The following is a 13,024-nucleotide window of genomic DNA, read 5'->3' as shown; positions in this document are numbered from 1 at the left end:
GATCCGTCACATGCGCAGACTTCCGGCCATCTACTCTCCGTAGTGGCCCCCCGTGGCCCGGCGCCGGGAAAATGGGGGTTTCCGGGGGTCCTGATCACGGGAAGTACACGAAATGGCGTTGCCGGGAACGGCTTCCGGACGGTGTACGGTCCGGATCGCCACCCGTCCCGATCACCTCTTCAGGTGTGCGGTTGGGTGTCGATTGAGTAACAGACCTTGATGTGAGGCAAAATCTCCGCCTCGGGTCGGGCACAAGTCCGGCCTCTCACGCGTTACGTGCGCTGGAGATACCGCAGACACCCAGAGGGGGAGAGCGACATGGCAACGGACTACGACACCCCACGCAAGACCGACGAGGACGTCGACAGTGACAGCCTCGAAGAACTGAAGGCCCGGCGGAACGACAAGTCCGCCTCCAGCGTCGACGTCGACGACTTCGAGGCTGCCGAGGGCATGGAACTGCCCGGCGCCGACCTGTCCAACGAGGAGCTGGCCGTCCGGGTCCTGCCCAAGCAGGCCGACGAGTTCACCTGCATGAGCTGCTTCCTCGTGCACCACCGCAGCCAGCTGGCCCGGGAGAAGAACGGGCAGCCGATCTGCCGCGACTGCGAGTGAGGCGGCGGTCTGCGATGGCAGGCTCGATCCCGTTCCGCAAGCGCTCCTCCCGGCAGCCCACAGCGGCCCTGGGGGCCGCCGGGGAGCCCTCCGGCGGCCCGGCGGCGCCCGGTGCCCAGGAGGAGGGCGAGCGGGGCCGCTCGGCCGCGCTCGCGGCCGCCGCGCGCCGTGGCGCGGTGGTGCAGCTCAAGAGGAGCGGCCGGGGCGTGCGGGCGGGCCTGGGCGCCGTCGCCGACCTGATCGTCGCGAACGCCCCGCGCATCCCGGTGCGCGACCTCGCGACCCTGCGCAAGCAGTTCCCCGGGCTCGGGCCCGAGGAGCTCGCGGACAAACTGGTGGCCGGTGCCGTCCACGGCACCTCCACCGTCGGTGCGGGCGTCGGTGCGGCGGCGATGCTGCCCGTGCCGCCCGCCATGCCCGCCGAGCTCGCGGCGGAGATCATCGGCGTGGCCGCCGTGGAGTACAAGCTGATCGCCGAGCTGCACGAGGTCTACGGGGTGCGGGCCCCCGGCACCGCCCGCCAGCGCACCCTGGCCTATCTCGGGGCCTGGGCCGACGAGCGCGGCATCGACGTCACGTCCCCCTTGACCGTCAATGCCGCGCTCGGCGGCCAGCTGCGGCGCGAGCTGCGTCAGCGGGTCCTCAAGCGCTCCTTCCGCAACCTGCCCAACCTCGCCCCGTTCATGATCGGCGCGGCGGTGGGCGCGGTGATGAACCGCAGGGACACCAAGAAGCTCGCCGAGAAGGTCCGCGCGGACCTGCGCGAGCGGCAGGTGCCCTGGGGCGAGCTGCCCGAGGAGGGCCTGGGGCTGGCCTAGGCCGGTCTTGCGCGCACGTTCCTCACGCCGTGGCGGCGGTCGTCAGTGCGGCGGCCAGGCGCTCGGGGGAGCGGGTGGACAGGTACAGGTACGGCGTGGGGTCGGCCGGGTCGGTGACCTCCACGCGCAGGGCCGTGGGCACGTAGCCGCGCAGCAGCATGAAGGCGCGCACGTCGGCCTTGTGGGTGCGCCAGGCGCGCGCCTCCTCCGCGTCCAGCACCTCGGGCGTGCCCAGGGCCGTCAGCGGAATGCGGGCGTCACCCGCGACGAGGGAGTCGCCCACCACGCGGATGCGCACCGAGCCGTACGAGCTCACCGCCGCGGCGGCGAGCGCCCCGCCGCCGACCAGCCCGCCGAGCATGGGCAGGGGCCCCAGCGGCAGCAGGATCACCCCCATGGCGATCCCGGCGAGGACCGCGACGAACCACCAGGAGCGGGGGGCGGTCAGGCGTTCTTCGTAAGGCTGCATGTGCACAAGCTTGGCACGGACGGGACCGGGCGCCGTCCGCGCGGGTAAGGTCAGCCCCTGTGAGTGGACGAACGACAGCGCTGACACCGCCGGGGGACGCGGTCCCCCCGGTGCGGCACCCCGAAGCCCCCGCGCCCGGAGAGACCATCGGGTCGCACTACGAACACTGCTTCGGCTGCGGCGGCGGCCAGCCGCACGGGCTGCACCTGGAGGCGCGGGCCGGCGAGGGCGTGAGCGTCACCGCCGAGTTCCGGGTCAGGGAGGCCCACCAGGGCGCTCCGGGCCTCGCGCACGGCGGCGTGCTGGCCACGGCCCTGGACGAGACGCTGGGGTCGCTGGGCTGGCTGCTGCGCGTGATCGCGGTGACCGGTCGCCTGGAGACGGACTTCGTGCGGCCGGTGCCGGTGGACACCGTGCTGCACCTGCAGGCCGAGGCGCTGGCGGTGCACGGCCGCAAGATCTACTGCACGGCCACCGGTCGCATCGGCGGCCCGGACGGCCCGGTCGCGGTGCAGGCGGACGCGGTGTTCGTCGAGGTCAAGGTCGACCACTTCATCGCCAACGGCCGCAAGCAGGAGATCCAGGCCGCCCTCGCCGACCCGGATCAGGTGAAGGTGGCACGAGCCTTCGAGGTGAACCCGTGAGCCGGCAGCCCGTCGACGTACTCATCAATCGTGTGGATCCGCAGGTGCCCCTCCCCTCGTACGGGCACCCCGGTGACGCGGGCCTGGACCTGGTCACCACCGAGGCCGCGGTGCTGGCACCGGGCGAGCGGGCCGTGCTGCCCACCGGTGTCGCGATCGCGCTGCCCGACGGTTACGCGGCGTTCGTGCACCCCCGCTCGGGCCTGGCGGCCCGCTGCGGGGTCTCCATGGTCAACGCCCCGGGCACCATCGATGCCGGGTACCGTGGAGAGATCAAGGTGATTGTGGTCAATCTGGACCCGCGCGAGAGCGTCCGGTTCGAGAGGTTCGACCGGATCGCCCAGTTGGTTGTCCAGCAGGTCGAGAAGGTCCGCTTCCACGAGGTGGCGGAGCTTCCCGGCTCGGCACGGGGCGAAGGGGGCTTCGGGTCCACCGGTGGCCACGCTGCCGTGGGGAATGGATTCGCTTCGGTCGCCTGCGACCGGGAAGGACAGTGACGTGTTCGGTCGTCGCCGCAAGCGCAGCGAGGACGTTGTCGGGCCGGATCGCCTCGACGACGTGACCTCCGAAAATTCGGCTGAGGACCCCCTGGCGGGCGAAGCCGCGCAGGGCAGCGAGATGCGGGTCCGGCTGGAGCCGGGCCCCCGCCCCGACGGGCCGTGGGACGTCTCCGAGGTGCGGGACCCGGCCGACGGCCGGGTCGACCTGGGCGGGCTGTTCGTGCCCGGCGTCGAGGGCATGGAGCTGCGCGTCGAGGTCGCCGGTGACGCCATCGTCGCCGCGACGGTGGTGCTGCGCGACAGCGCCGTCCAGCTCCAGGCGTTCGCCGCCCCCAAGCGCGAGGGCATCTGGCCCGAGGTGCGCGAGGAGATCGCGGCCGGCATCACCCAGCAGGGCGGTGTCGTGGACGAGGTCGAGGGCCCGCTCGGCTGGGAGCTGCGGGCCCAGGTGCCCGTGGCGCTGCCGGACGGCACCCAGGGCGTGCAGCTCGTGCGCTTCGTCGGCTGTGACGGTCCGCGCTGGTTCCTGCGCGGCGTCATCTCCGGCCAGGGCGCGGTGCAGCCGCAGACCGCGGGGCTGCTGGAGCAGATCTTCCAGGACACCGTCGTGGTGCGCGGGCAGGGCCCGATGGCCCCGCGCGACCCGATCGTCCTGAAGCTGCCCGAGGACGCCCAGATGGTCGCCGAGGGGCTCCAGCAGGAGCCGTCCGGCTCCCGTTTCGCGGGCGGCGTGGACCGCCTGGAGCGGGGCCCGGAAATCTCCGAGGTGCGCTGACACACAAACGGGTACGGCTGCCTTTCAGGCGGCCGGAATCGAGTGTTTCACCGGGCCGGAATCCGCATTGCGGGTTCCGGCCCGGTCGTATGTGTGCAGGTCCTCCGCGGTCGCGTATGGATCGCGTCAAGGGCGCGCTAATGGCCGTAAGGGAGGCGTCAACGCAGGCCGTACCCGCCGGTATCGGATGTTTCCTCTAGAGGTCCGTTCACTCGAACCCTCTCTAGGAGCACACGATGGCCGACGTGGCCTTCGTCGTCACCACGTGCGCGGTCTTCGCGCTGGTGGCTCTCGTCGCCAAGGGGGTGACGAAGCTGTGACCGTCGAGAATCTTGTCGGCCTGGTCGTGGCCGTCGCCCTGCTGGGCTACCTGATCCTCGCCCTCGTTTTCCCGGAGAGGTTCTGAGCACGCCCATGAGCCCCGTTCTCTCCGGAGTCCTCCAGCTCACCGCCCTGATCGCCGCACTCGCCCTGGTCTACCGGCCGCTCGGCGACCACATGGCCGCGGTCTACAGCTCCGGCAAACACCTGCGCGTGGAGAAGTGGACGTACCGCCTGATAGGCGCCGACCCCGACGCCGAAATGCGCTGGCCGGCCTATCTGCGCGGCGTCCTCGCCTTCTCCTTCGTGGGCGTTCTCTTCCTCTACCTGCTCCAGCGGGCCCAGGGCGTCCTGCCGAAGTCGCTCTCGCTCGGCTTCCACGCCATCAGCCCGGACCAGGCCTTCAACACCGCCGCCTCGTTCGTCGCCAACACCAACTGGCAGTCGTACTCCGGCGAGCAGGCCATGGGCCACGCCGTGCAGACGCTCGGCCTGGCCGTGCAGAACTTCGTCTCCGCCGCCGTCGGCATGGCCGTCGCCATCGCCCTCGTCCGCGGATTCGCCCGCTCGCGCACCGGTGAACTCGGCAATTTCTGGACGGACCTCGTGCGCGGCACCGTCCGCATTCTGCTGCCCCTGTCCGTCGTCGGCGCGCTGGTCCTCGTCGCGTGCGGTGCCCTCCAGAACTTCTCCGGCATCCACGAGATCGGCCAGCTCACCGGCGGCACCCAGCAGGTGGGCGGCGGAGCCGTGGCCTCCCAGGAAGTCATCAAGGAACTCGGCACCAACGGCGGCGGCTATTTCAACGCCAACTCCGCCCACCCCTTCGAGAACCCCGACGCCTTCACCAACCTCTTCGAGATCTTCCTGATCCTCGTCATCCCCTTCGCGCTGACGCGGACCTTCGGCAAGCTCGTCGGCAACGTCAGGCAGGGCTACGCGATCCTGGCCACCATGGGCCTGATCTGGCTCGGCTTCACGGCGCTGATGATGTGGACCGAGTACGCCCACCACGGCGCGGCGCTGCAGGCGGCCGGCGGGGCCATGGAGGGCAAGGAGCAGCGCTTCGGCGTCGGCGCCTCAGCGATCTTCGCCACCAGCACGACGCTCACCTCCACCGGCGCCGTGGACTCCTTCCACTCCTCCTTCACCGGCCTCGGCGGCGGCATCACCCTGCTGGGCATGATGCTCGGCGAGATCGCCCCCGGCGGCGTGGGCTCCGGCCTGTACGGCATGCTCGTCATGGCCGTCATCGCGGTCTTCATCGCCGGCCTGATGGTCGGCCGCACGCCTGAGTACCTGGGCAAGAAGATCGGCACCCGGGAGATCAAGCTCGCCGCCTGCTACATCCTGATCACCCCGACCCTCGTGCTCGGCTTCACCGCGCTGTCGATGGCCCTGTCCTCGCCGCCGGAGTCGATCCTCAACACCGCGGGCAACTCGGTGGACGGCAGCGGCGCCCACGGCTTCTCCGAGGTGCTCTACGCCTTCACCTCCGGCGCCAACAACAACGGCTCCGCCTTCGCCGGCCTGAACGCCAACACCCCCTGGTACAACACCACCATCGGCCTGGCCATGCTGCTCGGCCGCTTCCTGCCGATGGTCTTCGTCCTGGCGCTCGCCGGATCGCTGGCCGAGCAGCAGCCCGTCCCCGAGACCGCGGGCACCCTGCGCACCGAGAAGCCGCTCTTCGCCGGCCTGCTCGTCGGCGCGATCATCGTCATCACCGGTCTCACCTACTTCCCGGCCCTGGCCCTTGGCCCGATGGCGGAGGGACTTTCATGAGCACCACCACCCCTGTCCGTACCGCCACCGAGGACTCCGGGGACACCCCCGGGCAGAGCGGCGGCCACGAGCCCGGCCGGGTCCCCTCCGGCCTGTTCGACCCCGCGCAGCTGCTGAAGTCCCTGCCGGACGCCTTGCGCAAGCTCGACCCGCGGGTGATGGTCAAGTCCCCCGTGATGTTCGTGGTCGAGGTCGGCTCGGTCGTCACCACCGGCCTGGCCCTCGCCCACCCCGGCGACTGGTTCGGCTGGGCCATCACCGTCTGGCTGTGGCTGACCGCGATCTTCGCCAACCTCGCCGAGGCCGTCGCCGAGGGCCGCGGCAAGGCCCAGGCCGACACCCTGCGCAAGGCCAAGACCGACACCGTCGCCCGCCGGCTGACCGCCGGCGGCGCGGAGGAGTCCGTGCCCGGCACCGACCTGCGCGTGGGCGACCTGGTGGTGTGCGAGGCCGGCGACGTCATCCCCGGCGACGGCGACGTCGTCGAGGGCGTGGCCTCCGTCGACGAGTCGGCCATCACGGGCGAGTCCGCGCCGGTCATCCGCGAGTCCGGCGGCGACCGCTCGGCCGTCACCGGCGGTACGAAGGTGCTGTCCGACCGCATCGTCGTCAAGATCACGACGAAGCCGGGGGAGACCTTCATCGACCGGATGATCAACCTGGTCGAGGGCGCCGCCCGGCAGAAGACGCCGAACGAGATCGCCCTCAACATCCTGCTGGCCTCGCTCACCATCGTCTTCCTCCTGGCCGTCCTCACCCTGCAGCCCTTCGCGATCTACGCGAAGGCCGAGCAGACGATGATCGTGCTCGCGGCGCTGCTGGTCTGCCTCATCCCCACCACCATCGGCGCCCTGCTCTCGGCGATCGGCATCGCCGGCATGGACCGGCTCGTCCAGCGCAACGTCCTGGCCATGTCCGGCCGCGCCGTCGAGGCCGCGGGAGACGTCTCCACGCTGCTGCTCGACAAGACCGGCACCATCACCTACGGCAACCGCCGCGCCGCGGAGTTCGTCCCCGTCAAGGGCACGACGGCCGCCGAGGTCGCCGACGCCGCCCAGCTGTCCTCGCTGGCCGACGAGACGCCCGAGGGCCGCTCGGTCGTCGTCCTCGCCAAGGAGAAGTACGGCCTGCGCGAGCGCCACGAGGGCGAGCTGGTGGGCGCCGAGTGGGTGCCCTTCACCGCCCAGACCCGCATGTCGGGCGTGGACGCCGACGGCCGCAAGGTCCGCAAGGGCGCGACCGGTTCGGTCATCTCCTGGGTCGAGGAGCGCGGCGGCCGCGTCGCCGCGGACGCCCGTACGCTCACCGACGCGATCTCCCAGGCCGGCGGCACCCCGTTGCTCGTCGCCGTGGAGGACGACAAGGGGGCCCGGGTCCTCGGCGTCATCCACCTCAAGGACGTCGTCAAGGAAGGCATGCGCGAGCGGTTCGACGAGCTGCGCGCCATGGGCATCAAGACCGTCATGATCACGGGTGACAACCCGCTGACGGCCAAGGCCATCGCCGAGGAGGCCGGCGTCGACGACTTCCTCGCCGAGGCCACCCCCGAGGACAAGATGGCGCTCATCAAGCGCGAGCAGTCCGGCGGCAAGCTCGTCGCCATGACCGGCGACGGCACCAACGACGCCCCGGCCCTGGCGCAGGCGGACGTCGGCGTGGCCATGAACACCGGCACCTCGGCCGCCAAGGAGGCCGGGAACATGGTGGACCTGGACTCCGACCCCACCAAGCTCATCGAGATCGTCGAGATCGGCAAGCAGCTGCTCATCACGCGCGGCGCCCTGACGACCTTCTCCATCGCCAACGACGTCGCGAAGTACTTCGCCATCATCCCGGCGATGTTCGCGGTCGCCTACCCCGGCCTGGACAAGCTCAACATCATGGGCCTGCACTCGCCGCAGTCGGCGATCCTGTCGGCGGTCGTCTTCAACGCGCTGATCATCGTCGCGCTGGTGCCGCTCGCCCTGAAGGGCGTGCGCTACCGCCCGATGAGCGCGGACGCCATGCTCCGCCGCAACCTCTTGATCTACGGACTGGGCGGCCTGATCTCCCCGTTCATCGGCATCAAGATCATCGACCTGCTCATCTCCCTCATCCCTGGCATCGGGTGACGTCATGAACAACTCCGTACGCACCACGGCCCGCCTGGTCGGCGCGGGGCTGCGCGCCCTGCTCGTCCTCACGCTGGTCTGCGGCGTGATCTACCCGCTGGTCGTCACCGGCATCGCCCAGGCCGCCTTCAACGACAAGGCCAACGGCTCGGAGATCAAGGTCGACGGCAAGCCGGTCGGCTCCCGGCTGCTCGGCCAGAGCTACGACCTCGACAAGAAGGACAAGGACGGCAACCCCCTGCCCGACCCGAAGTTCTTCCAGGGACGCCCCTCGGCGGCCGGCGCCAACACCGAGAACACGCAGGACAAGCTCGTGGTCTCCGGCGCCTCCAACCTCGCCGCCGACAGCAAGGTGCTGCTCGACAACGTCACCAAGCGGCGCGCCGACATCGCCGCCTTCAACGGCGTCCCCCCGTCCGAGGTGCCGGTGGACGCCCTGACCGCCTCGGCCTCCGGCCTCGACCCCGACATCTCCCCGGCCTACGCCCGGCTGCAGGTGGCACGCGTCGCCAAGGCCCACCACCTGCCCGAGGCGAAGGTCGCCGGGCTCGTGGAGGACCACGTCCAGGGGCGCCTGCTCGGCTTCATGGGCGAGGAGCACGTCAACGTCCTCGAACTCAACATCGCCCTGCGCGAACTGACGCGCTGAGCCCCGGACCCGTGGGGTAAAGTCGTGGCCCGGCGAGATCCGTGATCTTGCCGGGCCACGACGACATCAGGAGGTGAGACCCATTACCGCTGCAGCAGGCCGGGCGCTCTCACCCGCGACCACGTCCAGGTGACGTCGAGAGAGCGCCCTTCGGTCCCCCGAAAGGCTCTTTCATGTCCCACACCCTCATCACCAGGCTCCGCGCCGCCGGCTGCGTCTTCGCCGAGGACGAGGCCGCCCTCATCCTCGCCACCGCCCGCACCCCGGCCGACGCCGAGGCCATGGCCGGGCGGCGCGTCGCCGGGCTGCCCCTCGAACACGTCCTCGGCTGGGCCGAGTTCCACGGCCTGCGCATGGCCGTCGACGCCGGCGTCTTCGTCCCGCGCCGCCGTACGGAGTTCCTCGCGGCCCGCGCCGCGGCCCTGGCCGCACCCGGCTCCGTCGTCCTCGACCTGTGCTGCGGCACGGGCGCGCTCGGCGCGGCCGTCGCCGCCGCCGTCGGCGGCATCGAACTGCACGCCGCCGACATCGACCCGGCCGCGGTGCGCTGCGCCCGCCGCAACCTCGCCCCCTTCGGCGGCCGGGTCCACGAGGGCGACCTGTACGCCCCGCTGCCCGCCTCCCTGCGCGGCCGCGTCGACGTACTGATCGCCAACGCCCCCTACGTCCCCTCTGACGAAATCCCCCTGCTGCCCTCCGAGGCCCGCGACCACGAACCGCTGGTGGCGCTCGACGGCGGCAGCGACGGGCTGGCCGTCCAGCGCCGCGTCGCGGCCGCCGCCCGCGAGTGGCTCGCCCCGGGCGGCCACCTGCTGGTCGAGACCGGCGCACGGCAGGCCGCCCTGACCGCCGCCCTCTTCACGGCCGGCGGCCTGGAGCCGAGCGTGGCCACGTGCGAGGAGCGCTGCGCGACGGTCGTCATCGGCCAACGCCCGGGAGCCGGGCGGCACTGAGGCACGTTCGCCGGACGTGCCGGGTCCGCTCGCGGGCCCGGGCCTCACCACACGTCGCCCGGGCGCCAGTCGCACGTGAGCTCCCCGGCGGTGTCGACCCGGGTGCCGTTGACCGGCAGCACGAAGATGCCGCCGGCCTCCTCCGGCATGCGGTGGAGGCCCGTCGGGGCGAGCACGGACAGCGGGCCGTGCCAGGGCTGCCAGCCGCGGCCCCGGTAGAGCGGCACGGCCTCGTCCGCGGCGCCGAGCGCGCCCAGCTCGTACGCGCCGTCGCGCAGCACCCGCTCCAACGTGGCCATCACGGCCGAGGCGTGGCCCCGGCGGCGCCGGTCGGCCCGTACGGCGACCCCCTCGACGTACCCGGTGCGCAGCGCCCGGCCGCCGTGCAGGAGCCGGCGCTGCACCAGGGAGCCGTGGGCGAGGACGGCCCCGTCCTCGTCGAGGACGAGGGCGTGCATGCCGCCGACGGTGTGGTCCCAGTCGTCGTCGGTGAAGTCGTCGAAGGCCGCGTCCATCAGGGAGCGGACGGCGTCGAGCTCGGCGGCCGTGAGGTCGGAGGTGTGCACGGAGCGTATACGCATCGGCATGGCGGCGGTCCCTCGCGTCGGCGGTGGCGTCATTGTGCCGCCGCGCGCCCGGGTGCCGCACCCGGTTTCCCGTCCTCCCGGCTGCGGGCGTCAGAGCTGCGTCAATACCTGCCCCCGAGGCGGCCGGCGTCCGAAATGTCCCGAAGGTTGGCCGTAAGGTCGACGGTATGCGGCGAAGCGAACACCGTCGCGACACGTGAAAGACAATGGGGCCATGGGACGCGGCAACCTTCGCATCTATCTCGGGGCGGCGCCGGGCGTCGGCAAGACGTACGCGATGCTCTCGGAGGCGCACCGCAGGGTGGAGCGGGGCACCGACGTGGTCGTCGGCTTCGTGGAGCACCACGGCCGCCCCCGCACCGAGGTGATGCTGCACGGCCTGGAGCAGGTGCCCCGCCGCGAGATCACCTACCGCGAGTCGGCCTTCACCGAGATGGACGTCGACGCGGTCCTGGCCCGCCGCCCGGCCGTCGCCCTCGTCGACGAGCTGGCCCACACCAACGTCCCCGGCTCCCGCAACACCAAGCGCTGGCAGGACGTCGAGGAGCTGCTGCAGGCCGGCATCGACGTCGTCTCGACCGTCAACATCCAGCACCTGGAGTCGCTCGGCGACGTCGTCGAGTCGATAACGGGCGTGCGCCAGCGCGAGACCGTCCCCGACGAGGTGGTGCGCCGCGCGGACCAGATAGAGCTGGTCGACATGTCGCCGCAGGCGCTGCGCCGCCGCATGGCGCACGGCAACATCTACAAGCCCGACAAGGTCGACGCCGCCCTCTCCAACTACTTCCGCCCCGGCAACCTGACCGCCCTGCGCGAACTGGCCCTGCTGTGGACGGCCGACCGGGTCGACGAGTACCTGCGGCAGTACCGCACCGAGCACGACGTCTCGCGCATCTGGCACGCCCGCGAGCGCATCGTCGTGGGCCTGACCGGCGGCCCCGAGGGCCGCACCCTCATCCGCCGTGCGGCCCGCATGGCCGCCAAGGGCTCCGGCAGCGAGATCCTCGCCGTGTACATCGCCCGCAGCGACGGCCTGACCTCGGCCTCCCCCAAGGAGCTGGCCGTCCAGCGCACGCTGGTGGAGGACCTGGGCGGCACGTTCCACCACGTCATAGGGGACGACGTGCCGGCCTCGCTGCTGGAGTTCGCGCGCGGGGTCAACGCCACCCAGATCGTGCTCGGTTCCAGCCGCCGCAAGACCTGGCAGTACATCTTCGGCCCCGGCGTGGGCGCGACCGTCGCCCGCGACTCCGGCCCCGACCTCGACGTGCACATCGTCACCCACGACGAGGTCGCCAAGGGCCGCGGCCTGCCCGTGGCCCGCGGCGCCCGCCTCGGCCGCGGCCGCATCCTCGCCGGCTGGCTGGTCGGCGTGGGGATGCCGACGCTGCTCACCCTGCTGCTCACCCGCGTCATCCCGGCGGACCTCGGGCTCGCCAACGACATGCTGCTGTTCCTGTGCGCGACGGTGGCGGCGGCCCTGCTGGGCGGCCTGCTGCCGGCCCTGGCCTCGGCGGCCTTCGGCTCCCTGCTGCTCAACTACTACTTCGTCGAGCCGCTGCACCAGTGGACGATCACGGACCCCAAGAACATCATCGCGATCACGATCTTCGTCTTCGTGGCCGTGTCCGTGGCCTCCGTGGTGGACCTCGCCGCCCGCCGCACCCACCAGGCCGCCAGGCTCCGGGCCGAGTCGGAGATCCTCTCCTTCCTCGCCGGCAGCGTCCTGCGCGGCGAGACCAGCCTGGACGCCCTGCTGGAGCGGGTCCGCGAGACCTTCGCCATGGAGTCGGTCGCCCTGCTGGAGCGGGCCAGCGAGGTCGAGCCGTGGACGTGCGTGGGCAGCGTCGTCACCGGCAACGGCAAACAGCTGCTGCGGCCCGAGGACGCCGACGTCGACATGCCGGTGAGCGACAACCTCGCCCTGGCCCTCTCGGGCCGCGTGCTGCCCGCCGAGGACCGGCGCGTCCTGGCCGCCTTCGCCGCCCAGGCGGCGGTCGTCCTCGACCGGCAGCGGCTCGTCGACCGGGCCGAGCAGGCCCGCCGGCTCGCCGAGGGCAACCGCATCCGCACCGCCCTGCTGGCCGCCGTCAGCCACGACCTGCGCACCCCCCTCGCCGGCATCAAGGCCGCCGTGACGTCCCTGCGCTCCGACGACGTCGCCTGGTCGCCCGAGGACGAGGCCGAGCTGCTGGCCGGCATCGAGGACGGCGCCGACCGGCTCGACCACCTCGTCGGCAACCTCCTCGACATGTCCCGCCTGCAGACCGGCACGGTCACCCCGCTGATCAGGGAGATCGACCTCGACGAGGTCGTCCCCATGGCGCTGGGCGGCGTGCCCGAGGGCAGCGTCGACCTCGACATCCCCGAGTCGCTGCCCATGGTCGCCGTCGACCCCGGCCTGCTGGAGCGCAGCGTGGCCAACATCGTCGAGAACGCGGTCAAGTACAGCCCCGGCGGCACCCCGGTCCTGGTCTCCGCCAGCGCCCTGGGCGAGCGCGTCGAGGTGCGCGTCGCCGACCGCGGGCCCGGCGTGCCCGACAGCGCCAAGGACCGCATCTTCGAGCCCTTCCAGCGCTACGGCGACGCCCCGCGCGGCGCCGGCGTGGGCCTGGGCCTCGCCGTCGCCCGCGGCTTCGCCGAGGCCATGGGCGGCACGCTGACGGCCGAGGACACCCCCGGCGGCGGCATGACCATGGTCCTGACCCTGTGCGCCGCCGCCGGCCGCCCGCCCGTACGGCCGGACCTGCCCGCCCAGGTCACGACGTGAGCCCGGGCTCCGCGTACGGGCCGTACG

Annotated in this window: 13 protein-coding genes; 11 read left to right on the top strand and 2 right to left on the bottom strand. The window is 72.1% G+C overall.

Annotated features, from left to right (window positions below; translation table 11 throughout):
- Positions 1-318: 318 nt before the first annotated feature.
- Positions 319-615: a DUF4193 domain-containing protein gene (locus ABD361_RS06815; protein WP_344433868.1), complete on the top strand. Its 297-nt coding sequence runs from the start codon at positions 319-321 to the stop codon at positions 613-615.
- Between the two features lie 14 nt (positions 616-629).
- Positions 630-1,433, top strand: coding sequence for a hypothetical protein (locus ABD361_RS06810; RefSeq protein ID WP_344433866.1), 804 nt, complete (start codon positions 630-632; stop codon positions 1,431-1,433).
- A 22-nt stretch (positions 1,434-1,455) separates the two neighbouring features.
- On the opposite strand, the gene ABD361_RS06805 is transcribed toward ABD361_RS06810, so the two are convergent.
- Positions 1,456-1,902 carry a DUF3093 domain-containing protein gene (locus tag ABD361_RS06805; protein ID WP_344433865.1) on the bottom strand — a complete coding sequence of 149 codons (447 nt, stop codon included), beginning with the start codon at positions 1,900-1,902 and terminating at the stop codon, positions 1,456-1,458.
- A 59-nt stretch (positions 1,903-1,961) separates the two neighbouring features.
- On the opposite strand from ABD361_RS06805, the gene ABD361_RS06800 reads away from it, so the two are divergent.
- The 8 genes from ABD361_RS06800 to ABD361_RS06765 all read left to right on the top strand — a co-directional run bounded on the left by ABD361_RS06800 (position 1,962) and on the right by ABD361_RS06765 (position 9,640).
- Positions 1,962-2,546 carry a PaaI family thioesterase gene (locus tag ABD361_RS06800; protein ID WP_344433864.1) on the top strand — a complete coding sequence of 195 codons (585 nt, stop codon included), beginning with the start codon at positions 1,962-1,964 and terminating at the stop codon, positions 2,544-2,546.
- Complete coding sequence (gene dut, locus ABD361_RS06795) at positions 2,543-3,043, top strand: dUTP diphosphatase (protein WP_344433863.1); 501 nt, start codon at positions 2,543-2,545, stop codon at positions 3,041-3,043. Before ABD361_RS06800 ends, dut begins: the two co-directional genes overlap by 4 nt.
- 1 nt (position 3,044) lies before the next feature.
- A complete protein-coding gene (locus ABD361_RS06790) occupies positions 3,045-3,821 on the top strand; it encodes a DUF3710 domain-containing protein (protein WP_344433862.1) in 777 nt (258 codons plus the stop codon).
- A gap of 316 nt (positions 3,822-4,137) precedes the next feature.
- Complete coding sequence (gene kdpF / locus ABD361_RS06785) at positions 4,138-4,227, top strand: K(+)-transporting ATPase subunit F (protein WP_217241610.1); 90 nt, start codon at positions 4,138-4,140, stop codon at positions 4,225-4,227.
- An 8-nt stretch (positions 4,228-4,235) separates the two neighbouring features.
- Positions 4,236-5,927, top strand: a complete 1,692-nt coding sequence (gene kdpA / locus ABD361_RS06780; RefSeq protein WP_344433861.1) for a potassium-transporting ATPase subunit KdpA — start codon at positions 4,236-4,238, stop codon at positions 5,925-5,927.
- Positions 5,924-8,038, top strand: a complete 2,115-nt coding sequence (kdpB, locus tag ABD361_RS06775; protein WP_344433860.1) for a potassium-transporting ATPase subunit KdpB — start codon at positions 5,924-5,926, stop codon at positions 8,036-8,038. Before kdpA ends, kdpB begins: the two co-directional genes overlap by 4 nt.
- 4 nt (positions 8,039-8,042) lie before the next feature.
- Entirely contained in the window at positions 8,043-8,687 is a 645-nt protein-coding gene (gene kdpC / locus ABD361_RS06770) for a potassium-transporting ATPase subunit KdpC (RefSeq protein WP_344433859.1), read from the top strand.
- 173 nt (positions 8,688-8,860) lie between these two features.
- Positions 8,861-9,640 carry a putative protein N(5)-glutamine methyltransferase gene (locus tag ABD361_RS06765; protein ID WP_344433858.1) on the top strand — a complete coding sequence of 260 codons (780 nt, stop codon included), beginning with the start codon at positions 8,861-8,863 and terminating at the stop codon, positions 9,638-9,640.
- Positions 9,641-9,684: 44 nt separating this feature from the next.
- Here the strand turns inward: ABD361_RS06765 and ABD361_RS06760 are convergent, their stop codons facing one another.
- Entirely contained in the window at positions 9,685-10,260 is a 576-nt protein-coding gene (locus tag ABD361_RS06760; protein ID WP_425583163.1) for a GNAT family N-acetyltransferase, read from the bottom strand.
- A gap of 181 nt (positions 10,261-10,441) precedes the next feature.
- On the opposite strand from ABD361_RS06760, the gene ABD361_RS06755 reads away from it, so the two are divergent.
- Entirely contained in the window at positions 10,442-12,997 is a 2,556-nt protein-coding gene (locus ABD361_RS06755) for a DUF4118 domain-containing protein (protein ID WP_344433856.1), read from the top strand.
- The last annotated feature ends 27 nt before the right edge of the window (positions 12,998-13,024 follow it).

It is taken from the genome of Streptomyces luteosporeus (genome assembly GCF_039532865.1).
GTDB lineage: Bacteria > Actinomycetota > Actinomycetes > Streptomycetales > Streptomycetaceae > Streptomyces > Streptomyces luteosporeus.
This window is presented reverse-complemented; position numbering and strand designations above follow the sequence as displayed.